Origin of the sequence: Blastococcus mobilis (assembly GCF_900188025.1) — a bacterium.
In the GTDB taxonomy this organism is placed as follows: Bacteria; Actinomycetota; Actinomycetes; order Mycobacteriales; family Geodermatophilaceae; genus Blastococcus_B; species Blastococcus_B mobilis.
Genome location: NZ_FZNO01000024.1, coordinates 1 through 25,978, shown reverse-complemented (window position 1 = coordinate 25,978; position 25,978 = coordinate 1). Strand labels below are relative to the sequence as shown.

Annotated in this window: 22 protein-coding genes and 2 tRNA genes; 11 read left to right on the top strand and 13 right to left on the bottom strand. The window is 73.1% G+C overall.

Translation table 11 applies throughout. The annotated features are described in order from the left end of the window. Window positions 1-82: 82 nt before the first annotated feature. Window positions 83-1,534 carry a tyrosine-protein kinase domain-containing protein gene (locus tag CHB94_RS18870; RefSeq protein WP_089338107.1) on the bottom strand — a complete coding sequence of 484 codons (1,452 nt, stop codon included), beginning with the start codon at window positions 1,532-1,534 and terminating at the stop codon, window positions 83-85. A gap of 529 nt (window positions 1,535-2,063) precedes the next feature. Between CHB94_RS18870 and CHB94_RS18865 the strand changes: the two genes are divergently transcribed. Next, window positions 2,064-3,137 (top strand): GNAT family N-acetyltransferase, encoded by a 1,074-nt coding sequence (locus CHB94_RS18865; RefSeq protein ID WP_089338106.1) that lies wholly within the window; start codon window positions 2,064-2,066, stop codon window positions 3,135-3,137. 48 nt (window positions 3,138-3,185) lie between these two features. On the opposite strand, the gene CHB94_RS18860 is transcribed toward CHB94_RS18865, so the two are convergent. From CHB94_RS18860 to CHB94_RS18840, 5 genes are read right to left on the bottom strand one after another with little or no spacing between them, the layout of a single operon-like run. Next, window positions 3,186-4,262 carry a glycosyltransferase gene (locus CHB94_RS18860; RefSeq protein WP_141137553.1) on the bottom strand — a complete coding sequence of 359 codons (1,077 nt, stop codon included), beginning with the start codon at window positions 4,260-4,262 and terminating at the stop codon, window positions 3,186-3,188. A gap of 26 nt (window positions 4,263-4,288) precedes the next feature. After that, on the bottom strand, window positions 4,289-5,707 hold the full coding sequence (locus CHB94_RS18855; protein WP_089338104.1) for an O-antigen polymerase: 1,419 nt from the start codon (window positions 5,705-5,707) through the stop codon (window positions 4,289-4,291). A 49-nt stretch (window positions 5,708-5,756) separates the two neighbouring features. After that, window positions 5,757-6,638: a glycosyltransferase gene (locus CHB94_RS18850; RefSeq protein WP_176445636.1), complete on the bottom strand. Its 882-nt coding sequence runs from the start codon at window positions 6,636-6,638 to the stop codon at window positions 5,757-5,759. Next, the gene (locus CHB94_RS25335; RefSeq protein WP_176445635.1) at window positions 6,635-7,987 is read right to left on the bottom strand and encodes an MATE family efflux transporter; all 1,353 of its coding nucleotides are present in this window, start codon (window positions 7,985-7,987) and stop codon (window positions 6,635-6,637) included. Before CHB94_RS25335 ends, CHB94_RS18850 begins: the two co-directional genes overlap by 4 nt. Then, window positions 7,984-9,549 (bottom strand): tyrosine-protein kinase domain-containing protein, encoded by a 1,566-nt coding sequence (locus tag CHB94_RS18840; protein ID WP_254920772.1) that lies wholly within the window; start codon window positions 9,547-9,549, stop codon window positions 7,984-7,986. The genes CHB94_RS25335 and CHB94_RS18840 overlap by 4 nt, the downstream gene beginning before the upstream one ends. 296 nt (window positions 9,550-9,845) lie before the next feature. Between CHB94_RS18840 and CHB94_RS18835 the strand changes: the two genes are divergently transcribed. From CHB94_RS18835 to CHB94_RS18825, 3 genes are all read left to right on the top strand, one after another. Beyond that, window positions 9,846-11,027 carry an OmpA family protein gene (locus tag CHB94_RS18835; RefSeq protein WP_089338100.1) on the top strand — a complete coding sequence of 394 codons (1,182 nt, stop codon included), beginning with the start codon at window positions 9,846-9,848 and terminating at the stop codon, window positions 11,025-11,027. A gap of 80 nt (window positions 11,028-11,107) precedes the next feature. Continuing rightward, entirely contained in the window at window positions 11,108-12,238 is a 1,131-nt protein-coding gene (locus tag CHB94_RS25795) for a glycosyltransferase (protein WP_089338099.1), read from the top strand. 61 nt (window positions 12,239-12,299) lie between these two features. Continuing rightward, entirely contained in the window at window positions 12,300-13,847 is a 1,548-nt protein-coding gene (locus tag CHB94_RS18825) for a glycosyl hydrolase family 28-related protein (protein ID WP_217899380.1), read from the top strand. Window positions 13,848-14,160: 313 nt separating this feature from the next. Here the strand turns inward: CHB94_RS18825 and CHB94_RS18820 are convergent, their stop codons facing one another. Further along, a complete protein-coding gene (locus CHB94_RS18820) occupies window positions 14,161-14,916 on the bottom strand; it encodes a class I SAM-dependent methyltransferase (protein WP_089338097.1) in 756 nt (251 codons plus the stop codon). Window positions 14,917-15,196: 280 nt separating this feature from the next. Between CHB94_RS18820 and CHB94_RS18815 the strand changes: the two genes are divergently transcribed. Further along, entirely contained in the window at window positions 15,197-15,547 is a 351-nt protein-coding gene (locus CHB94_RS18815; RefSeq protein ID WP_089338096.1) for a hypothetical protein, read from the top strand. Window positions 15,548-15,732: 185 nt separating this feature from the next. On the opposite strand, the gene CHB94_RS18810 is transcribed toward CHB94_RS18815, so the two are convergent. Continuing rightward, entirely contained in the window at window positions 15,733-16,296 is a 564-nt protein-coding gene (locus CHB94_RS18810) for a sugar transferase (protein WP_089338095.1), read from the bottom strand. 749 nt (window positions 16,297-17,045) lie between these two features. Here CHB94_RS18810 and CHB94_RS24615 point away from each other — a divergent pair. Both CHB94_RS24615 and CHB94_RS18800 read left to right on the top strand, forming a co-directional pair. Beyond that, a complete protein-coding gene (locus CHB94_RS24615; RefSeq protein WP_141137551.1) occupies window positions 17,046-17,504 on the top strand; it encodes a hypothetical protein in 459 nt (152 codons plus the stop codon). A 57-nt stretch (window positions 17,505-17,561) separates the two neighbouring features. Then, complete coding sequence (locus CHB94_RS18800) at window positions 17,562-17,768, top strand: hypothetical protein (RefSeq protein ID WP_089338093.1); 207 nt, start codon at window positions 17,562-17,564, stop codon at window positions 17,766-17,768. 405 nt (window positions 17,769-18,173) lie between these two features. Here the strand turns inward: CHB94_RS18800 and CHB94_RS18795 are convergent, their stop codons facing one another. From CHB94_RS18795 to CHB94_RS18780, 4 genes are all read right to left on the bottom strand, one after another. Beyond that, the gene (locus CHB94_RS18795) at window positions 18,174-19,220 is read right to left on the bottom strand and encodes a PHP domain-containing protein (protein WP_089338150.1); all 1,047 of its coding nucleotides are present in this window, start codon (window positions 19,218-19,220) and stop codon (window positions 18,174-18,176) included. Beyond that, on the bottom strand, window positions 19,217-19,765 hold the full coding sequence (locus CHB94_RS18790) for a DoxX family protein (protein ID WP_089338092.1): 549 nt from the start codon (window positions 19,763-19,765) through the stop codon (window positions 19,217-19,219). The genes CHB94_RS18795 and CHB94_RS18790 overlap by 4 nt, the downstream gene beginning before the upstream one ends. A gap of 130 nt (window positions 19,766-19,895) precedes the next feature. Continuing rightward, the gene (locus CHB94_RS18785) at window positions 19,896-21,332 is read right to left on the bottom strand and encodes a bifunctional phosphatase PAP2/diacylglycerol kinase family protein (RefSeq protein WP_089338091.1); all 1,437 of its coding nucleotides are present in this window, start codon (window positions 21,330-21,332) and stop codon (window positions 19,896-19,898) included. Between the two features lie 74 nt (window positions 21,333-21,406). Beyond that, window positions 21,407-21,937 (bottom strand): CGNR zinc finger domain-containing protein, encoded by a 531-nt coding sequence (locus CHB94_RS18780; RefSeq protein ID WP_089338090.1) that lies wholly within the window; start codon window positions 21,935-21,937, stop codon window positions 21,407-21,409. Window positions 21,938-22,040: 103 nt separating this feature from the next. On the opposite strand from CHB94_RS18780, the gene CHB94_RS18775 reads away from it, so the two are divergent. The 3 genes from CHB94_RS18775 (at window position 22,041) to CHB94_RS18765 (ending at window position 23,528) form a co-directional block, all read left to right on the top strand. Then, on the top strand, window positions 22,041-23,249 hold the full coding sequence (locus CHB94_RS18775) for an MFS transporter (RefSeq protein ID WP_089338089.1): 1,209 nt from the start codon (window positions 22,041-22,043) through the stop codon (window positions 23,247-23,249). 97 nt (window positions 23,250-23,346) lie between these two features. Continuing rightward, a tRNA-Ser gene (locus tag CHB94_RS18770) sits at window positions 23,347-23,435 on the top strand. A 20-nt stretch (window positions 23,436-23,455) separates the two neighbouring features. Continuing rightward, window positions 23,456-23,528, top strand: a tRNA-Arg gene (locus tag CHB94_RS18765). Window positions 23,529-23,808: 280 nt separating this feature from the next. On the opposite strand, the gene CHB94_RS18760 is transcribed toward CHB94_RS18765, so the two are convergent. Further along, window positions 23,809-25,269: an amino acid permease gene (locus CHB94_RS18760; RefSeq protein ID WP_089338088.1), complete on the bottom strand. Its 1,461-nt coding sequence runs from the start codon at window positions 25,267-25,269 to the stop codon at window positions 23,809-23,811. A gap of 207 nt (window positions 25,270-25,476) precedes the next feature. Between CHB94_RS18760 and CHB94_RS18755 the strand changes: the two genes are divergently transcribed. Then, on the top strand, window positions 25,477-25,978 hold a 502-nt coding region (locus tag CHB94_RS18755; protein WP_141137550.1), incomplete at its 3' end, for an IS110 family transposase.

Genomic DNA, 25,978 nt, shown 5'->3' with positions numbered 1-25,978 from the left:
GCCTGCCGTGTCGGTGCCTGTCCAGTCCCTTCGGAGGGGTTCGCCGTCCCGCGGACCAGTGCGCGACGGCGTCGCATGCCGCTCACTCGTGGGGCGGGAGTCGGTCGGGAGCGCCCGCGCCGGGGCGCGCATCGGGGTCGGCCGACGATCCGGCGACCATGGTCTCGGTCGTCCTGCGATGGCCCTCGGCCCGGTAACCGCGGGCTCCCGGGGAGCCGACGGCGGCCCGCCGGGGCACCCGGTTGAGCACCACGCCGAGGGAGGGGACGCGCACGCGGGTCACCATGGCCGCGGCCTCGGCCAGGTGCTCGCGCCTGGTCCGGCCGTAACGGGCGACCAGCAGGCAGCTGTCGGCGACGGCGCTCAGCACGGCGGCGTCGACGACGGAGAGCAGGGGTGGCGCATCGAGGATCACCTGGTCGTACTGGTCGCGCAGCACGTCCAGCAACGAGCGCATCCTGGCCGAACCGAGCAACGCCTCGGGGTCGGAGGGAAGGGGACCGGCACCCAGGACGGACAGTCGCCCGCCACGCCAGGGCCGCACCACGTCGTGCAGCTCTGCCGACCCGGTCAGGACGTCGGTCAGGCCTGGACCGTCCGGGAGACCCAGGCAGTGGGTGACCCGCGGGCGGCGCAGGTCGCCGTCGATGAGGAGTACCCGCTGACCGGACGCGGCCAGCGAGGCCGACAGGTTGACCGCGACGGTGGAGGCGCCGGCGCCGGGCAACGGGCCGGTCACGACGACGGCCTGCGGCCGACGCCGCCCGTCGAGGTGGCGGAGATTCACCCGCAGAGCCCGGTAGGCCTCCGCGGCCGGGGACTGGCCGAACACATCGGCGGGCAGGCGGGTCCGGGCCCATCGATGCTGCTCGAGGACCCGCCCGACCACGTGGGCGCCGGCCGCCTCCTCCACGTCGTCGTCCCTCCGGACGGCCCGGTCGGTCCGGGTCCGCAGCAGGGCGACCCCCGTGCCCAGGACCAGGCCGATGGCAGCTCCACGACCGAGGGTGCCGGGAACGTCGGGGCTCGCCGGTTCGGGGTTGAAGTCGGGTGTCTGGATCGTGCTGACGGCGACGGTCGACGAGGACGCGCCCGCGGGGGTCTCCAGCTCGGTCACCCGGCTGGCGAACTGGCGTCCCAGGGACGTCGCGATGGCCTGTGCGCGCTCGGCCGACGTGTCGGTGACCTTGACCTCGAGGACCACGGTCTCCGGCACGGGTGCGGCGGTCACCTTCGCCGCCAGCTCCCCGGCGGTCAGATCGAGCCCGAGCTCGTCGACGACCCGCTCGGCGAGGTCCGGTGAGGTGAGTATCTGGGCGTAGGACGCGACCCGTTCCTGCGAGAAGAGGTTGCCCTCGTAGGCGTCGGCCGTGTCCGTGGCACCGACCGCGCCCACGAAGAGCTGTGTCGACGAGGTGTAGGTCCGCTCGGTCGTCCAGGTCAGCAGGCCGGCCGCGCCCAGCCCGAGGAGCACGCCGAGGACGATGAAGTAGCTGTGGTCCCGTAAGGACCTGAGCGTGACGTTGCCCTGCACGCGCCCCCCGTTTCACCAGCGGACTCCTCCCAGTGGAGTCCGCACGTGTGTCGCTGTGTCGGTCGAGCGACCAGGGGCGGACGGTAATGCCGCAAGTGGGTCGTGTGACCTTCGTTCTGCGCGGCAGTTGGGACGACGGGGACCGTGGGCGCGGCGGTTCGCCGAGGATCGGCGCATCGTTCTGCGGATATGACGCACAGTGGTTGAGGAACTGCGCGGTGACGCAACGGTCTGTCGTCATCCTCCGTCACCTCGCGATTGCGTCTGCGCTGTCGACAGCGACGGCCCGGGCAGTCCGTCGCTGGTGACGGCGGCATGTCCGGTGCCGGCCGGGGTCCGCCACCGCCCAAGACGCGGTGGGACGACCTCGCCGTGACAGCGGTCCTCTCCTCGGTGCATTCACGCAGCGTGAGGCCTTATGGACCCCGCCCGGCGGCGTTAGCCTCCGGGACGTGGACTTCTCCCGACTCCCCGAGGGACGGCCGACCCCTCTGTCCGTCCCTCGCGGGCGCGTCGAGCGCGGCTGACGGTGGCCAGCCCGGAGTTGCAGCCGCCGTCGAGCGCGCCCGAGCCCGCATCCGTCGCCTCGGTGGGCGACGTCGAGGTCGTCCCCCTGGACGAGTGGGACGCGCTGATCGCCCGCCTCGGCGGACTGGACACCTACACCCGGGCGGCGTACCACCGTGCCTCGGCGCTGCTGGAGGTGCCCGGGACCGAGCCGGTGCTGCTGCACTTCCGGCACCGGACCGGCGAGATGGCGCTGCCGCTGCTGCTGCGGCTGCTGCCGGACGGGACGGGCTGGGACGCCACCAGCGCCTACGGGTACGGCGGGCCGACGGCGAGGACGGGCGGCGCTCGTCCCGCGTTCGGACGCGCCCTCGACACGTGGGCCCGAGCCAACGGGGTCGTGGCGACGTTCCTGCGATGCCACCCCCTGCTCGACAACCACCGGTTGCTCCCGGCCAGGGCCGAGACCGTCCTCGTCGGTTCCACCGTGGCGTGGGACGTGTCGCCCGGGCGAGACCTGACGGCCGGCATGCATCCGCACCACCGACGGGCGGCGCGCCGAGCCGAGCGAGCCGGCCTCGAGGTCGCCGTCGTGCCCCGACCGGACTCGCTGGCCGACTTCCGCGAGCTCTACGTCGCCACCATGCGCCGCCAGCAGGCACACCCCTTCTTCTACTTCCCGACCGAGTACTGGGAGGCCCTGCTGGCCGACGGCGGGACCCTGCAACCCGTCCTCGTCGAGGGCCGGCTCGAGGGCCGGCTCGTCGCCTCACTGCTGTGCTTCGCCGAAGGTTCCCGGCTGCACTACCACCTGGGCGCCTCGGACGAGGCGGCCCGCTCGATCGGTGCCTCCAACCGCTGCTTCCTCGCTGCGGCCGAGTGGGCGCAGGCCCGCGGCATGACGCTCTTCCACCTCGGCGGCGGGGTCGGCGGCTCGGCGGAGTCCTCGCTGTACGTCTTCAAGCACCGCTACGACCCACAGAGCGAGCCGCTGCCGTTCCACATCGCCAAGATCGTCCACGACCGCCTGCGGTACCGGGAGCTGGCGGGGACCGATGACACGGACGGGTTCTTCCCACCCTGGCGCGCCCCCTGAGCACGGCTGCCGGACAGCAGCCCGGAGGGCGGCTCGCCGGCCCGCGCTTCACTCGGTCGGGCGGCTCCCGTCCCGGTGCGCCGGCTGCGAGCGGCCCAGCGTGTCGAGGATGGCTGCGCCGATGCCGTCGGCCGCAGCGGTCACGCTGAGCGAGGTCCGCACGTCCGGTACCTCCCTGAGGGCGCCCCGCGCGTCGTCGTCCTGGATCAGCCGGGCCAGGGAGTCGACGTCGCCGTCCGGCGCGACCCGCACCAGGGGCGCATCGCGGAGGCCCTTCACGTCGAAGCCGTAGCTCCAGCGCCCGACCGCCGCCGCCTCGAGCGCCACCCGGGGCAGGCCCTCCCACTCGGCGGTGTGGAGGAGGGCGGTGGCAGATGCCAGCGCCGGGGCGACGCGGCCCCGGCCGTCCGCCCGGATGACCCGGTCGAGCCCCTGCGCGGCGATCTCCCGCAGGACCGCAGTGTGCAGTGGCCCGTCGCCCAGCATGCGCAGCCGCACGTCGCAGCCTCGGTCGACCAGCCGCCGGATCACCGCGACCGCCAGGAGGGGCCGCTTGCGTGGCGTGAAGTCACCCACCCACAGCAGGTCCAGGCTCCCGTCGGGGACGTCGGCCTGCGGATAGTCCTCCAGCGGGACGCCGACGCCGTACGGCAGCCGGTGCACCCGCGGCCCGCCGTGCCGCTCGAACCAGGCCTGGTCGTCGCGGTTGATCGTGATCACGCCGGCCGTCCGGCGGAGCAGGGCCGTCTCCACGACCCGCCAGGGGAGCGCACCGGGTTCGGTGTCCCGGCCCCAGTGCAGGCCATGGCAGAAGTAGATGACCGGGGCGCGCAGGCGAGCCGCTCGCACCAGGGCCGAGGCGGTGGCGGTGTTGGTGATGACGACGTCGTGGTCGAGTTCCCGGGACCAGGCCCGGACGGCCCGGATGGCGGTCGGAACGCTCCAGGACGGTCGCTGGCTGAAGCCGGCCAGCGGGGTCCAGGCGGGCAGCCGGGACTGCGTGCCGCTCGCCGAGGAGACCGCGAACCCTCGTTCCTCGAGCCGCTCCACGATCGCCGGGAAGAAGGCGTCCAGCGTGCGCCCCACGCTGGTCACCAGTCCTACCCGGACGGGTCGATCAGGCACGCCGTCCCCTTTCCCGTGCACGTCGGTCACCGGCCACGCGCCTCCGTCTCGCGTCCGGACGGGGTCGGTCCCCCGCGGTCCGGGCTGCCGTCCGTGGGCGGCACCCCCCGGGGTGTGAACATGGGCCCCCCGGCCCGGACGGCCGCCGGCCCGGCCGTGCGGGCAGTTGCCGGGCGGAGCACGAACGCGACCATGGCGCAGCCGATGGCGGCGGGGATGAGGATGTCCCCGTCGAGGACGCGCATGTGGATGGGCGTGGCCGTCAGGACGGCCATCAGCATGCTCAGCGCCCATGCCGAGCCGGGATGACCGCGCCGTGGCCAGACGGTCAGGGTGTGCAGGGCGAGGCCCGTGAACAGGAACACGACGAGGACCCCGGTCAGCCCGAAGTCGAAGTAGGCGTCGCCGAACGCCGTGTAGGTGTTGAAGGGGATGGGGATCTCGACGTAGCTGGCGAACGGGGCGGGGGTGGGGATGTCGACGCCCACCAGTTGCACCAGCTTCACGACCGCGTAGACCGACCGGCCGAAGGCGCCATAGGGCCCCTCGCCGTCGGGCGGTTCGTCCAGCGCAGCGGAGAAGGCGCTGACGCTGCCCAGCTGGTACAGCAGCGGCTGCACCAGGAAGTCGGGCAGCCAGCCGGCGGTCCGCAGCCCCGGCTCGACCTCCGACTTCTCGAGCGCCTGCCCGACGAAGGAGAAATAGACCAGACCCAGCGCGCCCACGAAGGAGAACAGGCTCGCCGTTCGCCAGTGCGACGGCGCGACGGGTGGCCTCCTGCGGGGCAGCCCAGGCGTCCTGGAGAGCAGGACGAAGAAGAAGACGCTGGTCACGAGCACCGTGACAGTGGCCGTCCGCGAGGGTGACTGCATCGTCGCGGTCAGGGCCACCGGAAGCAGCAGGTACCACCACCACCGGTGGCACAGGCCCCCGATCACCGCGAAGGCCCCCAGGAGCGGGGCCAACGCCATGGCGACTCCCACGCTGCCGCTGAGCGCCAGGTCCCCGTAGAGCTCCGCCCAGCGGACCAGCTTCGCGTCCGCCTCGCCGAACGGCCGGCCCAGGGCCGCCGAGATCGCGCTCCGGTACTGGACGACGCCCCAGCCGACGATGCCCAGCACGATGACGGTCACGAGCACCAGGCGTCCGACGTGGAAGGTCACGGGCACCGGGGCGCGGGGGTTCTCCCCGGGACGGGAGGGCGCCTCCCGGCGAGGCGACCGGCCGAGCAGCAGGGAGGGCATCGCCAGGGCGGTCAGCCCCAGCAGGATGGCTGCGGCGACCCGCATCCGGGGCGGCACGAGGTCGGCCGGGTGGGCGGCGAAGAGCAGGGAGATGGACAGCCACAGCGCCACCGTGAGCGTCAACGGGTGGAGGAGGCCGAAGCGCGCGTAGCAGGGCACGAACAGGGCGATGCAGCCGATGATGAGCAGTGCGGTCGACATGGCTCTCCCTACGCCCGGCCGAGCGGCCGGCCGTGCCCGCTCCCGGCAGTCACGACAGCACCCTGACAGTGCCCGGGCGCAGCAGTTCCCGGGCGGCCAGGCGCAGCGCGCGCAGCCGCACCGACCAGCCCTCCGGCTGCCGCGTCAGGGTGCGGACGACCAGCTCGACGGCGGTGATCGCCACGGCGGCGGCAGCAGCGAGCGTGCCCGCGCGCGCCGCGAAGTAGCGGATCCGGGAGACCCGGAAGACGCAGTACGACGCGGCGGCCACCGTCCGCGAGCTCGCGCCGGCCGCGTGGGTGCCGTACCGCTGGGTGTCCATGACGACGTGGCCGCGCTCCCGTGCGCGGTCGCAGAGGTCGACGTCCTCGAAGTACAGCTCGAACCGTTCGTCGAAGCCGCCGAGCGCATCGAGGAACGTCCGTGCGGCCATGAGGAAGGCGCCGTCCACCTGGGCCACGGGCGTCGTCGTCGTCCCGAACGGCCGGGGGTCGAAGGAGACGCGCGCACCCAGGACCGCGCGGCGGAGCTCGTTCCACAACGTGACCCGGTAGCGCGCGTTGAGCAGCACGTCCTCGTCGCCGCTGGCCAGGCCACCGGCGACGACCAGGGACCCGTCGGCAGCGCAGGCCTTCACCAGCTCACCCACCCCGCGCTCGAGGACCACGTCGGGATTGAGGAAGGTGACGACCGGATCCCCGGTGGCCCGGTACCCGATGTTGCACGCCGTGGCGAACCCAAGGTTGGCGCCGGGGTCGATGTAGCGGACGCGGCCGCCGGTTCGCCTGACGACCTCGGCGGTGGCCGGGTCGCTGCTGTTGTCCACGACGACGATGTCGCCGACGTCCGGGTCGGCCATCACCGGGGGCAGCCCGTGCCGGAGGTGCTCGGCGGAACGGAATGCCACCACGACCACCGCTGTCCGGATCACGCTGCGCTCCCGGACAGCGCCGAGCGCAGGCTCCGCTTCAGGAAGACCGCGGTGACGGCGTACGCGACGCTCGACATCACGGCCGTCCCGACGGAACCGCCGATCATCGCCGCGGGGACGTAGCCCACGGAGAGCGCGAGGGCCAGCACCCCGAACATCCACACGTGGGCGCTGGACCCGAGTGCCTGCAGCCCGCTGAGCGCGACGCGCGAGTACCCGGCGACGACCACACCGGGGAGCACGATCAGCACGAGCGTGACCAGGCCGTCGAAGTCCGACAACGGGCCGAGCGCGAGGAGGAGGGCGAGCACCGCGATGCCCAGTGCCGCGACCACCGAGAGGGCCGCGTTCAGGCGGACGGTCCGGTGCAGCTCACCGGCCCACCGTTCCCCGTCGAGCCGGGCCCGGCTGCCGAACACCGACAGGGCGAAGACCTCGGGGATGATGAGCGCGAGCTCGGTCAGCGACAGCGCCAGGCCGTAGACGCCCGCCGCGGCCGGACCCAGCAGGAGCGCCACGACGAGGACGTCGGCGCGCAGCATGACCATCTGACCGATGCTGCCGATGTTGTTGGCCGTCGCCGAGCGCAGGAACCGCCCCCACGGGCTGCCGCTCCAGACCCAGGGACCACCTTCGCGGAAGTGCCGGCGGAGGTAGTACGCCGTCAGGACGACGCCGGCCACCACCGACAGGGCCCAGGCCGCGAACACCGGCAACGGGGACCGGGTGGTGAGCAGGGTCGCGCCGGCGCCGAGGAGGTAGAGCAGGCTCTGGACGACGACCGTGACCTGGTACTCGCGGTTGCGGGCCAGTCCCTGCAGGACACGGCCGGAGAAGAGCTGGACGACGACGAGGGCGCCACCGACGAGGACCCAGCCGGTCTGGGTCACCGTCGAGGGGATGCCGTTCGACGTGGTGTCTCCGGAGCTGCCGACCAGCACGAGGACCAGGCCGGTGAGCGACAGGATCGCCGAGAGCCCCCCGACCAGTCGGACGCCGTGCCGGAACGCGCTGCGGTCCCTGGTGCGGAGGTTCTCCACCACGGGCACGTGCAGGCTGCCGTACGCCAGTGCGCCGCACAGCAGCGCGCCGGTCATCAGATAGGTGAGGACGCCCCGCAGCTCAGGTCCCAGGAATGCCGCCGTCACCAGGGTGAGGGCGAAGCTGACCCCGAGGGGGACGACCTGGGCGATCAGCAGGTCGAGGAACCCCCCGGAGCGGAGCAGGCCCAGCGGCCCCTGGAGCACCCGGCCCACCCGTGACGGCGTGCGCCCGGCCGCCGGGTCACGGGGCGGCTCGCTCGCAGTCTCCTCCGGCAACACGGCCGGAACCCGGTGCTCTGTGCTCACGGCCGTTCCGGCCGCGCCGTGGGGCTGACCGCCACGGCGGAGTTCGCCGTCCGAGGCGCTCCGCGCCCGGGGGCGCCGATGTGGAGGCGCCGGTCGATCAGGTCACGCCGCGCCCGGCGGTCCGGGTCGGCCGGATAGGGGTGGCGGTATCCCCGGGCACGCGCGGACCTCGGGGGCACCCGGTTGAGGACGACGCCGAGCAGCTCCGCCCGCTCCCGCGCCAGCACGGCGGCCGCACCCGAGAGATGCTCGCGCGGCGTTCCGCCGTAACGCGTGACCAGGATGCAGCCGTCGGCCCACGCGGCCATGACCGCGGCATCGGCCACCGGAGCGAGCGCCGGCGCGTCGATGATCACGACGTCGTAGCTGTCCTTCAGGGTGTCGACGAGGGCGCGTAGCGACAGCGAGTCGTGCAGGGCGCTCGGGTCCAGTGGGACCGATCCCGCGGTCAGGACGAGGAGCGAGTCCTCACCCCACGGCCGGACGGCGTCCTCGAGGGAGGCCCGCCCGCTGAGCACATCGGTCAGCCCGGTGTCCTCGGGCAGGTCCAGGTACCGGGACACGCTGGGGTTGCGCACGTCGGCGTCGATCAGCAGTGTCCTGGCTCCGGCCTGGGCCACGGTGACGGCCAGGTTCGCGGCGAGCACCGACGAGCCTTCGCCGCGCAGAGCGCTCGTGACGACGAGGACCCGCGGCGGGGTGTCCCGGTGAGCGTGCAGCAGCCGGCCGCGGACGGCGCGCAGCGCCTCGCGGTTGGGGGAGTCGGCGCGCAGCCCCGCGAGCGGGCCGACGTCCCGGAAGCGGTGGTCCTCCACGAGCGCCCCCAGCACGTCCCGCCCGGTGCACTCGCGCACCTGTTCACGGGTCACGATCCCTCGCCCGAACCGGGCGGGCAGCAGGACGGCCATCAGGCCGGCCAGCAACCCGAGCGAGATCCCGAGGGCGACGTTGCGCGTCACGTCGGGGCTCACGGGCTCGGTCTCGAGCGTGGCCGCGTCCAACGTCGTCACCCGAACTGCTGGATCGACCGCGCCCGCGGTCGTCTCCAGGACGGTCACCTGCTCGATGGCGTGCCGGCCGAACGAATCGGCGATCGCCCGTGCGCGCTCCGGCGAGCCGTCGGAGACCGTCACCTCGAGGATCGCCGTCTCCGGGACCGGCCGCACCGTCACCTTGGCGGCCAGCTCGTCGGGGGTGACCTGCAGGCCGACATCGGCGATGACGCGGCGGCCCAGCCGGTCGCCTTCCAGCACCCGCACGTAGGACTGCACGCGCTGCTGGGCGAACAGGCCCCCCGCATAGGCGTCGGCATTCTCCGCCTCGCCGGTCGCACCCACGAACAGCCGGGTGGTCGACGTGTACACGGGCACCGCGGTCCAGGACGCGGCCGCCGCGGCGGCGAGGCCGATGAGGAGCCCGGCGATCAGGACCCACCACCGCTCGCGCACCGCGTGCAGTGCATTCGTCAACGTCAATGTGCCCCCGCTCGAGATGACGAGCCCGTGCCTGAACAAAGCTTCCGGCAGACTGCTGCCCCTGTCCTGGTGGCCGGAGGCAGCCACAAGGTACCTGCGAGAACGGGTCCCGTTAACCCCTCGCGTCCCGGTGATCGTCCGCTGTTCCGGCAGCTCCACGGGGCGCGGGCGCCCAGCTCCGGCCGCCTCCGTGTGCCGGCGGTCACTGCGACGGCGACGCGCGAGCCGCTTCCGGGGGCCGGGAGTGGCTATAGTCCGACGCCATCCCGGGGGCCGGGCGGTCCGCGCGAGGGCTGCGGCGGCGCGGACGAGCGTCGGTGGTCGCCCGCATGGTCACTCCCCGCCCGCACCGGGAGCCACGGCGGCGGACGAGGGGAGCGCACGTGACGAGGTCCGCTGTTCTACGTGGCTGCTCGGTCGCGCTCATCGCGCTGGTCGCGATCGGCCTGGCGGGCGGCGCCGTGGTGAACGCGGGTCGTTCGGCCGCCGACGAGCCCAGCGGGGCCCTAGCCGTCGTCGTCGGGGCGCGCAGCAACATGCCGCGGCCGAGCCTGGACGGCGCCGCGGCGTCGGCGCGGGACCTCGCGGTGGCGCAGCAGTCCTATCTCTCCGTCGTCGTCGCCGACGGTGCTCCGTACACGCTCGGCCGGCCCGGACCACTGACCGCCGACGCCGCACTCGAGGCCGATCGCGACGAGCAGCGGGAGGCGAACCGGCGACGGGTCGACGACGCCGTCGCGGCGGCGCGTGCCAGGACGCCGGAGACCGATCTGCTCACCGCCCTCACCCTGGCCGGTGCCAGCATCGTCGACCGGCCAGGACTGCGGACCCTCGTGGTCGTCGACTCCGGGCTGTCCACCACCGGTCCGATGGACTTCGGACGGCCCGGCATGTTCGACGCCGACCCGCGGGAGGTCGCGGACACCTTGGCCGACTTCGGGCAGCTGCCCGACCTCGACGGCTTCTCGGTCGTGTTCCAGGGCCTGGGTGACACGGCCCCGCCGCAGCAGCCGCTCGACGCGGCCCGGCGCACCCAGCTGGTGGAGCTGTGGACGACCGTCGTCGAGCGGGCGGGTGCGGCGGTCGTCGACATCGAGGTCTCACCGCTGGCCGGCACCCCGGAACCGGGGCTGCCGCCCGTCCGGCCGGTGGCCGTCGATCCGGGGTTCACCTGCACGCCCACGCGTCTCACGCTCTCCGGTGGCGGCCTGGGCTTCCGTCCCGGCGGGGCGGTGCTGCGGGACCCCAGCCGGGTCGCGGACGTCCTCCGGCCCTACGCCGAGCAGATGATCAGCCGCGGCACGCTCGTGGCCGAGGTGTTCGGCAGGTACTCCGAGGGTGAGCCCGCGGCGGTGACGGAGCTGACCGAGCTGCGGGCCCAGGAGGTGGCCAACGTGCTGATCGCGCACGGTGTGCCCATTCCGCAACTGCGCGTCAAGGGCTTCGGCAGCGACTTCCCGGAGTACGTGCCGGACCGGGACGCCACCGGTCACCTCATCCCGGCGACCGCGGCGCTCAACCGGACCGTGATCATCGAGTTCACCGAGCCGGTGACCTGCATCTGATCGTGGACGACGGGAAGCGGGGCGGGGGCCCGCGGGCGGAACCGCCCGTCGCCGGTGACGGCGCCCCTACAGTGGCGCCCATGACCGGGGGACAGCTCGTCATCGGGTCGTCCTACGGGGCTGCAGGCGCCAGCATGCGCGTCCGCGTACTGGACTGGTTGCGGTTCCTCCGGCTCGAGGCAGAGGTCCTGGACTACCTCGGGACGCCCAATGTCCGGCCGGGCACCCTCCTGCGGCAGCCGCTGCGCGTCGTCGCGGCGGAACGACGGCTGCGGAGCCTGGGTCGGCGGCCCGCGTGGGAACGGCTGCTGGTGTCCCGGTCGATGGGACCCTTCACGCGGGGGCGGCTGGAGGCCGCGCTGCTGCAGCGGGCCGGCTGGGGCGTCTACGACTTCGACGACGCCCTCTACGCGGATGCGCGCGGTGGTGTCCATCACTTCTTCGGGGAGGCGGCGGGATGGTCGACCGCCGTGCGCGGCGCGGACCTGGTCATCGCGGGCAACGCCTCCTTGGCCGAGGCCGCCGCACGGATCCATCCCGAGGTGCGGGTGATCCCCAGCTGCGTGGAGCCGCGGGACTACCCCCGCAAGACGTCGTACGCGGTCGGTCCCGTCCCGCGGTTGATCTGGATGGGCTCACCGTCCACCGAACCGTTCCTGCAGCCCGTCGCACCCGCCCTGCTGCGGGTGCACCGCCTCACCGGTGCCCGACTCACCGTGGTGAGCGCGGGGCGGCGTCCGCTGGGGGAGCTCGACGTCATGACCGACCGGGTGACGTGGGACGGACCCCGGACCGACGCCTTGCTGGCCGACGCGGACTGCGGCATCATGCCGCTTCCCGACACGCCGTTCACCCGGGGCAAGTGCGCGTACAAGCTGCTGCAGTACGGCGCGGCGGGGCTCCCGGCGGTGGCGTCGCCGGTCGGCGTCAACGCCCAGGTCATCGAGCAGCTCGACGGGCTCGCGCCGGCCGACGCCGAGTCGTGGGCGGAGGCACTCCTCGGCATGGTGCAGGAGCCGGAGGCCAGGCGCCGGACCCGCGGCCATGCGGCGCGCCGTGCCGTCGAGGACCACTACAGCTTCGACGCCTGGCAGTCGGAGTTCCTGCGCTCGGTCCATCTGCCGGAGCGTCCGGGAACCGGCCCCGCCCGGCAGGCGTCCGCCCCGGGTCGGGCCGGGGGGGCCGCGCCCGCGCCGGACCGCACGCGCTGAGCCGGGACCGGACATGTCGCCTGGCTCTGCCGCTCCGCCGTCCTCCCGGAGGCGCGTCGGCGTGGTGGTGGCCGTGGTGATCCTGCTGGGGCTGGGCCTCCTCTGGGTCACCGTGGGGAGCGACGAGCAACCGGGCGCGGATGGATCGCCGGGAGGCGCGGGGCCGGCACCGTCCTGGGAGGTCACCGTGCCGGCCGACGCCGTGGACGTCCGCGACTTCGGCGCGACGGGCGACGGCGTCACCGATGACGCGCCGGCGATCCGGCGGGCCCTGAAGAGCGCTACGGCGGTGCACGTCCCGGCGGGGACCTACCGGCTGAGCAGCTACGTCCGACCGCGGTTCACCGTGATCGATGCCGATTTCGTCTTCCGCCTGCGGGACGGCCAGCGGATCACCGCCGATCCCGGCGCAGTGTTCACGATGGCCGACGGAGTCATCCCCGCCTCGCCCGCGGCATGGGGCGGCAACATGTTCCTCGCCGACGGCACGAGCGACGTGACGATCTCGGGCCTCACCCTGGACATGAACGGCGCCAACAACCTGGTGCCGGCGGGACGGACCATCACCGGCTACGGCCTGTACCTGTACGCCGCCGAGCGGGTCACGATCGAGGGCGTCACCATGCGGGACACACCTGGCCAGAACTACGTCGTCACGCAGGGTGGCGGCAGTGACATCAGGGTCGCGGACTCGACCTTCCTGAACGGGGGTACGTCGATCCCCGACAACCGCGAGCAGACCGACTTCTCCGCCCTGTACTTCACGTCCACCGGGGTGCAGGTCGAGCGGATCGTCATCGACCACGACGAGGCCCCCTTCACGTTCAGCGGGGGAGTGGAGCTGCACGGCTCCGAGGAGTCGGTGACCGACAGCGAGATCCGCAGGAGCTGGCCGGCGGTCTACATCGGCCCCGACGTGTACTCGGGTCTGGAGGTCCAGCGCGACATCGAGGTCGCCCGCAACCAGTTCGTGGACTGCGGGCGGGGCGTCGTCTTCAATGCCCTGGGCACCGGGGACATCGACGTGGTCAGCATCGTCGACAACGTCTTCGACATGGCGCTCTTCCCTGCTTTCGAGGACGAGCCCGTTCGGGCCATCGACCAGGACATGCCACCGGAAGGCAACTGGACCTACCACCACATCGTCACGAACCTGTCCATCAGCTGGAACACCTTCCGCGGGGGCGGCGCCGCGTCCGATGCCACGATCCGGCTGTCGCAGATCCACAGTGCGGTGATCGTGGGCAACCGCATGGAGGAGATCGCGGGCACCGCGCTCGAGCTGTCGAGCTCTCCCTGGGACACCCGCAACGTGCTGGTCGAGAACAACGACATCCAGTGGCAGGCGCCGCTGGACCTGCCGGCCATCGCGCTGTCGTTCGACGGCAGCTCCACCACCCCGCGCAAGCCCGCATTCGGTGCCCAGAACATCACCGTGGCCGACAACCGCATCCGGCTCGGTGGCGCCGTCCCGGGGTCGTGTGCCGTCTACGCCAACTGGGTCGACGGCGCGGACGTGCGCGATGTCGTCCTGCGCGGAAACGCCTTCGACGACATCGACTCCGCCACGTGCGGCCCGCAGGCGGGGGCCCTGTCGTCCGGTCCGTGACCTCTCGGGTCGATCCGGGATCCGTTCCTCGGGGAACCCGCGACTTCCGACCAGTTCCGTATCGGTAGCCGTCCGCATGCGATGGGTAAGGTCCGCACGACACTTCGACTCCCGGGTGACTTCGGTCCGGGACCGGACACGAGGCGGATTCGATGACGGCCCTGCTCGCGGCGGCACTCGGGTGGCCTGCTCTGGCGGTGGCACTCGGACTGCTCGGCGGACGCCTGCTGCGTCGGGCCGACTCCCGGGACGCCGCCCGGAGATCAGCCCGACCGACCGGCACGGGGGCCCGTGTGCGGCGTCCCCGCGGGGGTCACGCGCTGGTTGGCTCGGGCTCCAGGCGGTAGACCGACCATCCCCGCGCCCGCGAGTGCGGAACCAGGCGCGGGAACTCCTCGAGGGTCTTCTCGTGCACGGGGTTGATGTAGGCGAAGTAGACCGGGTCCCCGGCCTCCTTCCGGCTGTCGCAGAGATGGCCGAGCAGCAGCCGCAGGGTGGTCGGGCCGAACGAGTTGAACAGCGCGATGAGGAGCGGCCCCTCGGGCAGCGGGCACGCGGCGGCGTCGCCCTGGATGACGTCGACCTCCTGACTGCCGGACGTCCGGCCGCGTCGACCCGACCGCCAGCGGCGTACGTTCTCCGCCCCCTCGGCCGCCAGCTCACCGTCCAGCTCGACACCGACCACTCGGCCGAATCCGAGTTCCGCGGCCAGGATGACGGCGCGGCCGCGACCGGCACCCAGATCCAGGAACGTCGTCGCCCCGCGCTCCACGGGGACCGTCGAGACGAGGCGCCGCAGCAGCGGTAGACCGATGGGCTGGTAGTAGTTCGGGTCACCCCCGACCGATATCCCGGCCAGGTCCCGCTCGTTGCGTACGAAGCCGCGGGTCCGTATGCCGCGCCGCAGGTCGAACAGGTACTCCGCCGCGAGTGCCAGGGGCGCCCGGGACAGCTCACCGGCGAGCCGGACCGCCTCGGCGCCCAGGCCCCGAAGCCCGTCGCGCCGCAGGGACGCCGTGAGCCGCTGGCCTGCTCGGGAAATCTTCCACGCCACCGTCGAGATGATCACTCGTGGTCCTCGCCGCTCGTCGCCGCCGGGTCCGGTCCGTGTGGGCGCAACGAAACGTCGAGGGCCTCGGCCGGTCAATCGACCGGCCCACAACTCGGGGTCGTGAGTGCTGGCGCGCCGCCCGGGTCAGCGCATCGCCATCGTCGTGTCGCGCCACGTAGTTCCTACCCCGTGGGCGTGCGTTCCCTTGTCCCCGATCGGCGGCCGGTGGATGATGAGCGGGCCATCCTGTGACAGGCGGGCCCCGTACTGCGAATTCCAGGCGGACGAAGAGGGACCCATGATCCCACTGCTGATCATCGGGCTCGTGTGGCTGTCGCTCACCGCGGTGATGTGCATCCTGATCGGCCGGGCCATCCGCAACGCGGACGTGCACGACGAGGAGCAGGCGCAGCGGGACTGGGCGACGCAGGGCGCGCGCCGGCTTCCGGAGTCGGTCGCCGGCGGACGAGAGCAGTCGACGTTCTGCCCGCCGGCTCTCGTGGATCCGCTCGACCTGTCCGAGCTCTCGGGCGACCCGGGACGCAGGTCGGCGGGCCGTCCCCGGCGGAGTTCGGCCGCCGTGCCACCCGCCGTTCCCCGGCCGCGGCGGCACGACGGGCCGGGACGCCCGGAGCGACCGACGTCCTGACGACGAGGGAGACGGCGGCCTCGGCAGCGGCCCCCTCCCGGTGGCGGTGGGACGGCGTGCCGAGCCCGTGCGGATGTCGGCATGGCGGTCCGACGGGTGAATCCGGCGGTCCTTGCTCCGACGTCATCGACGTCCTGAGCCACTCGTGACGGTCCGCCCCCTGTCCCCGTGAGGGGCCCCGGGTCTCAGGGGTGGTCCCCGGTCCGTCCGCTCACCGGCCCGCGCAGGGCGGCGCACAGTGAGTGCCACAGGATGGTCAGGTCCACGGTCAGCGACCAGTTCTGCAGGTACCGCTCGAGTTCGATCGCGGCGGTCTCGCGCGTGCGGGGCGCCCTGCCCGAGACCCACGGGCCGATGAGACCGGGCTTCACCGACAGCCACGGATAGGGGGCCGGGATGCCTGGCCAGGCATCCCCGGCGGGTGCACGCGGACCGACGAAGGACAGGTCCCCCTTGAGCACGTTCACCAGCTGCGGCAGGTCGTCGAGGTTGTACCGGCGGAGAGCGGCGCCCGTGCGCGAGACGCCGGTACGGAACCGCAGCAGATCGAAGCTGCGCCCCCATTGCCCCACGCGCCTGTCGCGGGCCAGGACCGGGCCGTCCTCCTGGATCCACAGCAGCAGGGCGATCAGCAGGAGCCAGGGTGCGCAGAGCACCAGCAGGACGGCAGCGCCCCCGCGGTCCAGCACCGCTTTGGCAAGTGGACGGTCGGTGGCGGGGTGCGGTGGCAGGGACCGGTCTAGCGACATGTCGGCCGCCTCTCCTGCAGCTCCGGGAAGGCATGCCGGAGAAGGGACGGAGAGGCGGTCGGTGCGGAGGCCGTGCAGGTGCAGCCACGGGCGATCATCGTCATGCGGATCACGTCCTTCGGGCGCGGCCGCGAGCCGCGCCGAGCGAGCCCGGCAACCAGCCGGGATGCGATGGGGAGAGGTGCAACGGAGCAGTCAGCCGAGGGGTCTGCCCGACGGTCGCCGCCCGCCCGTCACGTCGCGGGCTCCGGACGAGGGCAGGGCGGTGCCACGGCGCCGCTGATCAGTCGGGTCGGCTGGCCGGATCATCCGTGCGGGAGACGGGATGCGTACAGTCGGCGGGGGTCGCCCGCAGCGCCGGTCCCACCGGCCTGGGCACGGCCTCGCCGGCGGTCGCCGCGGCCACCGGCTCCCCGCCGCGGCCGAGGTCCGCGCGCCCGAGGCCGGTCGGCCCGCAGCCGGCCCCCGTCAGGGTCGTGGGCGTCGGAGGGGGCATCGGCGGGAGCGAGGGGCCCGGCCCGGTGGGCGTCGACGGCGGGGGCGCGGGGGTGGCGGCCGGGGCGGCGGGAAGGTCGCCGGAGGGTGCTCCGGTCCGCGCGTCGCCGTGCGTCCGCACCGGAGCCCCGGCGGGAACCGCCGGTGCTGCGCTGCGTGATGCGGGACCGGCCACGGTCCGTGCCGCCTCGAGCGGATCGCATGCGCGTCCCGCCTCGGCAGTCGCCGAGCTGTCGAGCGAGGGTGTCGTCGAGGTGCTCGGGCTCGGAGTCGAGGTGCTCGGGATCGAGGTGCTCGGGGTCGAGGCGCTCGAGGTCGAAGTGCCCGGCGTGGGCGTGCCGGAGCAGGTGTGCGGTGCTGCCGGGGGGGCGGCGGGGGCGGCGGGTCCGTTGGCGGGGACACAGACGACAGCGCCGTGCGGAGGAGTGGTTTGGCGCGGCGCGGCGGCGGGAGCGCACTGTGCTGGGGCGGCCGTCTCCCGGGCCGTGGCGTTCGTGCCCTGTGCGGACGAACCGGCCGAGGTCACGGACACGGTCACGGTCACGGTTGACAGGGACGCGACCGACGGTGCGCCCGGGGGGACACCGCAGCTCCCGGTGGGGCTCGCTGCGGGCGAGTTCGGCACGGCCGTCGACGGTGTGCCGGGGGCCGTCGGCGGCGGGGGAGCGGTGGCAGGCGTCGTCTGCGGGGCGGTCACGGTCGAGGAGCCTTGAGCCGGGCTCGGGCTCGTGGTCGGCGCCGGTCCCGGGACCGGAACGAGGGACTGAGCCTTGACCGGAGCCGGAGCCGGGGCCGGACCGGGCGTCGAGGCCGAGGTGGGAGCGGGGGTCGGAGCGGCCGGGGAGGCGTCATCGGAAACCGGCTCGCTCGGCGCGCTGGGCGTCGTCGGCGTCGCCGTGGTCGTCGGGTGTGTGTGCGCAGACGAGGCCGGCGGCTCGGTCACCGGCGGGGGGCTCGCCGCGGGAACGGCAGCCTGATTGCCGTCCCCTGCAGCGGATGCGGTCTCGTCCGTCGCCGTCTGCGCCTGCGGCGAGTCGCCCCCCGAGGCGGTCACCGGTTCGTGCGCCCGAGCGGCACCGGCGAGGACGGAGAGGATCACCCAGATGGCCAGCGTCAGGAGGCACCCGGCAACCAGTCGGGGCAGCCACCTCGATGCGACGGGATCGCCGGGCGCGGCGACGGGGCCGGGCTCCACCGGTCGGAGCGGCCCCGGCTGCAGCTCCCGGCTCGGAGCCGGGGCCACGGCAGTCACCGGGAAGACGTTCGGCGGTGGGTCGCTGGGCGTCAACCGGTCGGGCGTCCATTGCGCACTGGACGGCGTGGAGATCACGCATGGGCATCAGACGTACCGAAACGGTAACGCCTCGGGCTCAGTCGGATACTCACCGGGTCCAGTCGAGGAGCTCCTCGGCGGGCCAGGTGTTGACCACCCGTTCCACGGGCACGCCGCACTCCAGTGCCCGCTCGCAGCCGTTGCCCTGCCAGTCCAGCTGGCCGGGGGCGTGGGCGTCGGTGTCGATGGCGAACTCACAACCGAGTTCGACGGCGAGAGCGAGCAGTCGCTTCGGCGGGTCGAGCCGCTCGGGGCGGGAGTTGATCTCCACCGCCGTGCCGTGCTCCACGCAGGCCTCGAACACGGCCGCCGCGTCGAAGTCGCTCTCCGGCCGGGGTCGCTGGGTCCCGTTGCGCTGGCGTCGGCCGATGACCAGCCGGCCGGTGCAGTGGCCCAGGATGTCGGTGTGCGGGTTGGCGACCGCCGAGAGCATCCGCGCCGTCATGGACTTCGAGTCCGCCCGCAGGTCGGAGTGCACGCTGGCGACGACGACATCGAGCCGGCCGAGCAGCTCGTCGGTCTGGTCCAGGCTGCCGTCGACGTTGATGTCGCACTCGATGCCGGTGAGGATCCGGAACGGCGCGAGCTCCTCGTTCAGGGCGGCGACGACGTCCAGCTGCTTCTCCAGCCGGGCGGGGCTCAACCCGTTGGCGACGGTCAGCCGGGGGGAGTGGTCGGTCAGCGCCATGTACTCGTGCCCCAGGGCCATGGCGGCCTCGGCCATCTCGCGGATCGGGCTGCCGCCGTCGGACCAGTCGGAGTGCACGTGCAGATCCCCGCGCAGGGCGGTACGGAACTCGGCGACGTCGTCGGCTGCCGGGACGAGTTCGGCGTAGGCCTGCTCGAGGGTCGCGAGGTACTCGGGGACCTGTCCCTTGTGCGCCTGGACGACGACGGCCGCGGTCTTGGGGCCGACACCCCTGAGGTCCTTGAGCGTGTTGGTCCGGATCTTGAGGTCGAGCTGCTCGTCGTCCAGGCCGTCGACCACCGCCGCGGCCGTGCGGAACGCCTGCACCCGGTAGCTGGGCTCGCGGGCGCGCTCCAGGAGGAAGGCGATCCTCCGGAGCGCGGCCGCGGGCGGGAGCGGAGCGGTCAGCGGGACGCCTTCTTCAGGCGCCTCTCGGCCTTCCTCTGCGCCATGGCGGCGCGCCTCTGGGCCTTCGCGAAGCTCTTCTCGGTGCTGGCCGCGGTCTTCTTGGCGGCGCGGCGGGCGCGATAGCCCACCGACGGCTTGCCCTCGGTGTCGACGGTGGCCAGCAGCAGGCCGCCGAGCAGGCCGAGGTTCTTCAGGAAGTGGGAGAGCTGGCCGAAGCGCTCCTTCGGGTCCTCGTGCTCCCAGAAGCGGTGCCCGGCCAGCGTCGTCGGGACGATGCTCGCCGTCAGCGCGAGGGCGGAGAGCCGGGGGAGCTTGCCGAGCGCGAACAACACGCCGGCGCCGACCTTCACCCCCGCGTCGATCCTGACCCACTGCTCCACGTCACGGGGAATCTGCACGGGCAGCTGCTTGTCTGCCTGGTCGGTGATCTTCTCGACGACCGGCTGCGCACCCGGGACCCGTGACTGCGGGTTGCGCAGGGTGTCGATGCCGCCGTAGATGAACGACGAGGCGAGCAATGGCCGGGCGATCCGGCGGACCAGCATGGCGTCCTCTTTCCCTCGGTACCTGTGGTGCGTCGGGTCGTGCACTGCCCCGAAGATCACTCCGGCAACCCCCGGCCCGACCGTAGCGACAAGGGCGGACACCTGCCCAGCCGATCGCGGCCTGGCTCCGTCAGTCGGTGCGACAGCAGTACACGCTGAGGGGGGCGCGCTTGCTGAAGCGGAACTCGGTGGCCTTCTCCCCCATCTCGCCGTCGTAGGCCACCTGCTTCGGCCCCGACCGCGAGACCACCCGCACCTCCTCGGCGGCGAAGTGGCCGTAGCTTCGGGTGTGCTCGCTCACGCCGAGCAGCGTGGCCAGCACCGCCCGCGTGCGGCCGAAGCGCAGATCGGCCCGCAGGTACTGGACGTCGAGCAGTCCGTCCTCCAACCGTGGCCGCCAGGCGGGGGAGAGCCCACGCGGGGTGTAGAGGCAGTTGCCGATGAAGACGATCCAGACCGACAGCGGCTGGCCGTTGACCACCAGCGACACCGGCGCCTGCTGCCGCAGCACCTGGGCCGCGGCCACGGTGAGCGCCAGCCACTTGCCCATCCGGCCCGACAACTGGTCGCGCCGGCGCACCATCTCGGGGTAGGCGCCGATGCTCGAGGTGTTGAGGAACGGCGTCCCGTTGACGTCGGCGACGTCGACCTTGACGGCCTGCCCGGAGACGACGGCGTCGGCGGTGTCCTGCGGCGTCTCCAGCCCGACGTCCCGCGCGAAGTGGTTCAGCGTGCCGGCGGCGATGACGGCCAGGGGAAGACCGTGCTCGATGGCGACCGCCGCGGCCGCGGCGACGCTGCCGTCCCCGCCGGCCACCCCTAGCGCCTTCGCCCGACCCGAGTCCGCCGCCTCGCCGAGCAGCTCGGCGACCCCGGCCTCGCCGGTCAACTGCAGCACCTCGGCGCGGGGCAGGACGCGGCGGATGTCGGCGGCCGGGTCGTAGTCGTCCGGGCCGGAGCGTGGGTTGACGGCGACCACGAGTCCCTCGCCGCCGGGCAGTGCGGGCGCATCGGAGGCATCGCGGACGCGGGCCGGCTCCTTCGGGCGCACCGGCCACCAATGCTGGGTGGCGGCCGCGACGGCGCCGCCCACCGCGAGCCCGGCGACGACGTCCCCGGGGTAGTGCACGCCCACGTGCACCCGGGAGTAGGCGACGCCGAGCGCCACCGGTGCCAGGGCGCCCCCCGCCAGGGGGCTCTCCATCGCCAGTCCCGTCACGAACGCCGCGGCGGAGGACGAGTGCCCGCTGGGAAAGGACAGGCTGCCCGGCTCCCGGCGCAGCCTGCGGTGGCTCTGCAGGTTCTCCAGATCCGGTCGCACCCGACCGAAGAACCGCTTGAGGAGGAGGTTCACCAGCGCGCTGGAGCACGCCATCGAGCCGATCCCTCGCACCGCCCCCCGGCGCAGCGGCCCCTTGCGCACGCCGAGCAGGACGCCGAGGACCAGCCACAGCCGACCGTGGTTCGCGAACGTGGACAGGCGCCGCAGCCAGCGGTCGGCGGGCGTCATGGGGAGGCCGCCGATGAAGGCGTGCAGGCGCGCGTCCCAGAGCCGGGGTGAGGGCACGGTCGGACGCTAGTGGAAGGACCCCCTCCTGCCCGACCCTCGCACGCTCGGGCCGGGTCCCTGGAGGAAGCCGATCAGGTCTTCTGGCGTGCGCGGTAGGCGGCGACCGTCGAGCGGCTGGCGCAGGTGTTGGAGCAGTACCGGCGGCTGGCGTTGCGGGAGGTGTCGACGTAGACGTTCCCGCAGCCCTCCGCCGAGCAGACGCCGAGGCGCTGCCAGCCGTGCTGGACCACGACCTGGGAGAGCCCCATCGCCACCGTCGTCGTGAGCTGCTCCAGTGCCGGGGCGTCGGGCCGGGCGTAGTGCAGATGCAGCTCGCCGTCGTGGTCGGTCGCGTAGGGCCGCGGGCGCGCGAGAGCGAGGAGCTGGTTGAGCCGGGTGAGGACGTCGGCCTCCGACTCGGCGACCGCGACGGCCCTGATCAGCTGCCCGGTCTTCGCGGCCTGCGCTGTCTCACCGGGTGACAGGTGGAAGGAGGTCCCCGGCGCGAACCACTCCTCGTGCGCTGTGAGAAACGCCACGACTCCGTCCGGGGGATCCAGTTCGGCGTTGGCCAGGTCGATGGCCAGTTCGACCGCACTTGACCCGTAGGTGTCGTAATCCATGTGGCTCCCTACGTCGCGGTGCTAGCCTCAGGGAACTAGGTAGGCGGTCAACGGTGTTTCACCGCCTACTGTTCCAGCCCTGCAGTGTGAAACGAGTTCTGACGTGCGTGCCTACCTGAGCGTGTGGCGGATTCCCTCCGCCCCGGTGCTCCTTCTCGCCGGCTTCGCCGGACGACTTCCGTCCGCCATGGTGCCGCTGGCGCTGCTGCTGATGGTGCAGCAGCAGACCGGTTCTTACGCGGTCGCCGGGCTCGCGTCGGCCACCCTGGGTATCGCGTCGGCAGTCATGGCGCCCGTCCTCGGGCGGCTGGCCGATCGGCGGGGCCCTCGCCCGATCCTCTTCGCACAGGCGGCGGCCTATCCGCTGCTGCTGGCGCTGCTGATCGCCGTCGTCCTCGGTGGCGCGGCAGACGCGGTGGTGATCGGGGCCGCCGCCCTGGCCGGCACGGCGACGCCGCTGGTGTCCGGCACGGTCCGTGCGCTCTGGTCGCGGGTCGACGTCCGGCTGCGCTCGACCGCGTACGCGCTGGACGCGACGGCGACCGAGCTGGTGTTCGTGGTCGGGCCGTCGCTGGTCGCGACGTTCGCCGTCCTCGCCTCGCCGGCAGCGGCCGTGGCCCTCGCGGGAGTGCTCGGCGTCATCGGGGCTCTGGGCATCGCGACATCGGCGGCGACGCGGGCGTACGTCCCCGTGGTCGGCGCCCGGGCGGGTCTCTTCTCCACCGTCCTCACCCCTGGCATGCCCCGTCTGCTGCTGAGCGGCGCTGCGCTGATGCTCGGCTTCGGTGCGCTCGAGGTCGCGATCCCGGCCTTCGCCGACTCCGTCGGCTCGCCCGGTCTGTCCGGTCTGCTGCTGGCGGTGTGGGCACTGGGCTCCACCGCGGGTGGTCTGTGGTTCGGAGTCCGCGTGCTGAGCACCTCGCTGCCCCGGCAGTACCGGCTGCTGCTGCTCGGCGTGACCATCGGCCTGGCGCCGCTGGCCTGGATCTCCAGCCCCTGGGCGCTCGGGGTGCTGCTGTTCCTGGGCGGGACGGCGGTCGCCCCCACGCTCACGGTGCAGAACACGCTGGTCGGCTCGATGGCGCCGGTGCACGCCACCACCGAGGCCTTCACCTGGCTGTCGACGATCACCGTCGGCGCGTCCGCGATCGGCGCAGCGCTGGGCGGCGGGCTGATCGAAGGCCCGACCGGCGTGTCCGGCGCGCTGGTGCTCGCCACCCTCGGTGCGGCGCTGGCCGTCGTCGTCACGCTCCTCCCCGGTCGCCGGCCGTCCCTGTCCGTCGGCACCGTTCGCGAGTCGGTGGCCGCCTGACCTGCGCACTCCCGGCCCGGACCACCCGGGCTGGGAGTGCCGCCGGGGCCGCTGGTAGTCTCTCTCCTCGGTGGTTCCGAGGGGGACTCGGACCCCGGGAGGCTTCGCCTAGTCCGGTCTATGGCGCCGCACTGCTAATGCGGTTTGGGTTAATCCCCATCCCGGGTTCAAATCCCGGAGCCTCCGCGCACGACAACTGAACACAGGCACCCGTAGCTCAACGGATAGAGCATCTGACTACGGATCAGAAGGTTAGGGGTTCGAATCCCTTCGGGTGCACGTCTGGTTGAGACACCGATCTGCCGCGCAGCCCCGACGGGGGAGGCGCGGCAGATTCGTTTCGTGCCCGTGCTGCGTCGCGGGAGCCGTTCCGGCATCGCGGCTGCCCCGGTGCCGGAATCCGGGGCACGCGTCCTGCGCCGCGTCCGGGGAGATGGTGGGGGCGGGAGGCCGGGCCTGGCGGTCTGGCCGCGTTGGTCGGTCTACCCAGCTGTGGATAGCCACTCTGATGCCGGCTCTCCCGCCCGACCACCACTGTGAGCCGTGTCACAGGCGTTCGTCAAGACGGGCCCGGAGTGTCGCTCCCGGCGAGTTCGGTCGTCGTCCGCCGCAGCGTGGAGTGGGTGCGCGCGTACGTCGCGTAGACCACCGCCGCGATCGCCAGCCACAGCGCGAACAGCGCGAAGGTGATCCCGGAGAGGCCGGCGATCAGGTAGATGCAGAACGCGATCGACAGCACCGGGACGACGGGATAGCCGGGCACCCGGAAGCCGCGCGGCAGATCCGGGGCGACCCGCCGCAGCACCATCACCCCGATCGACACGACCGTGAAGGCCACCAGGGTGCCCATGCTGGTCAGGTCGATCAGGAAGTCCAGCGGTACCAGGCCGGCCAGCAGTCCGACGAACACCGCCACGGCGATCGTGCCGCGCACCGGCGTCCGCCGGCGGTGGTCCACCCGGCCGAAGAGCGACGGGATCATGCCGTCGCGGCTCATCGCGAACAGGATCCGCGTCTGGCCGTACATGACCACGAGCGTCACCGAGAAGATCGACACCACGGCGCCGGCGGCCAGCACCACGGCCGGCCAGGTGGCGCCGGTGACGTCCTCGAGGATCACGGCGAGCCCCGCCTCCTGCCCCTCGAACCGGGACGCCGGCTGCGCGCCCACCGCTGACACGGCCACCAGCAGATAGACGACGGTGACCACCACGAGGGCGCCCACGATGGCAAGCGGCAGGGTCCGGCGGGGGTCGCGCACCTCCTCGCCGGCAGTGGAGACGGCGTCCAGGCCGATGAACGAGAAGAAGATGGACGACGCGGCCACGCTCACCCCGGCCACGCCCATGGGTGCGAAGGGGGTGAAGTTGCCGGCGTCGAAGGCACTGAACGCGACGGCCACGAAGAACAGCAGGACCGCGATCTTGACGACCACCATCGTCACGTTCGCCCGCGCCGACTCCCGCACGCCACCGATGAGCAGCACCGCACAGAGCGTCACCAGCACGATGGCCGGCAGGTTCACCGCGCCACCGGCCCCCGGGGCGGCCGACAGCACCTCGGGGAGCCGGACGCCGATCGTGTCGTCGAGCAGCTGGTTGACGTACTCACTCCACCCGACGCTGACCGCCGCGGCGCTGACCCCGTATTCCAGGGCCAGGCACCAGCCCACGCCGTAGGCGACGACCTCCCCCAGGGTCGCGTAGGCGTAGGAGTACGAGGACCCCGCCACCGGGATCGTTGAGGCCAGCTCGGCGTAGCAGAGCGCGGTCAGGGCGGCGGTGACCGCGGCCAGCGCGAACGAGAGGACGACGGCCGGGCCAGCCTCGGGGACGGCGGTGCTCAGCACGAAGAAGATCCCGGTGCCGATCGTGGCCCCGATGCCCAGGCTGGCCAGCTGGATCGGACCCATCCGCCGGGCCAGCCCCTCGCCGTGGCCGGCGTCGTGGCCTGCCTCGTCGACCAGGGTGGCCACCGGCTTCCGGCGGAACAGCTGCGCGCGCAGGGACGGAGCGGTCACAGGGGCCCGGTGCCCTCGCCGCCCGGCGGACCAAACCCCGCGAACCCGGGGTCGCGATTCCCGACCGCGACGGCGGGCCGGTCAGACGGTATGACTCGACCGCTCCCGGGAGGAGGGGTTGCGGGTCGGGGCCCCACTCACACAGGTTCGTGGGTTGCCAGGTAGGAGCCCCTGCCCGGCCTATCCGACAATGTGTGGGAGGCCCCGATGGGTCTGGAGCGTACGAGCGTCGGGCTGGATGTGCACGCACGATCGGTGTCGGCGACAGCGATCGACGGTGTCACCGGTGAGCTGATCAAGCAGCGGCTGGTGCCGGACCAAGAGGTGGTCCTCGACTGGGTGCGCGGCCTGCCCGGGCCGACGGCGGTGGCCTACGAGGCCGGGCCGACCGGGTTCGGCCTGGCCCGGGCGCTGACCGCGGCCGGGATCCGGTGTGAGGTCGCCGCCGCGTCGAAGATCGTTCGGCCGTCCGGGGACCGGATCAAGACCGACGCCCGCGACGCGCTGCTGCTGGCCCGGTTGCTGCGCCTGGATGACATCGTGGCCGTGCGGGTGCCCACCGTGGCCCAGGAGGCCGCCCGGGACCTGGTCCGGGCCCGGGAGGACGTCCGCGTCGATCTGATGCGGATCCGGCACCGGATCTCCAAGCTGCTGCTGCGCCACGGGCACGTCTACTACGGCGGACAGGCGTGGACCGGCAAGCACGAGC

Bases quoted from the DNA above. Each gene is read 5' to 3' on its own strand.
- CHB94_RS18815 (WP_089338096.1), top strand. From the start codon at position 15,197: ATGATCCCACTGCTGATCATCGGGCTCGTGTGGCTGTCGCTCACCGCG.
- CHB94_RS18810 (WP_089338095.1), bottom strand. From the start codon at position 16,296: ATGTCGCTAGACCGGTCCCTGCCACCGCACCCCGCCACCGACCGTCCA.
- CHB94_RS18780 (WP_089338090.1), bottom strand. From the start codon at position 21,937: ATGGATTACGACACCTACGGGTCAAGTGCGGTCGAACTGGCCATCGAC.
- CHB94_RS25795 (WP_089338099.1), top strand. From the start codon at position 11,108: ATGACCGGGGGACAGCTCGTCATCGGGTCGTCCTACGGGGCTGCAGGC.
- CHB94_RS18790 (WP_089338092.1), bottom strand. From the start codon at position 19,765: ATGCTGGTCCGCCGGATCGCCCGGCCATTGCTCGCCTCGTCGTTCATC.
- CHB94_RS18855 (WP_089338104.1), bottom strand. From the start codon at position 5,707: ATGTCGACCGCACTGCTCATCATCGGCTGCATCGCCCTGTTCGTGCCC.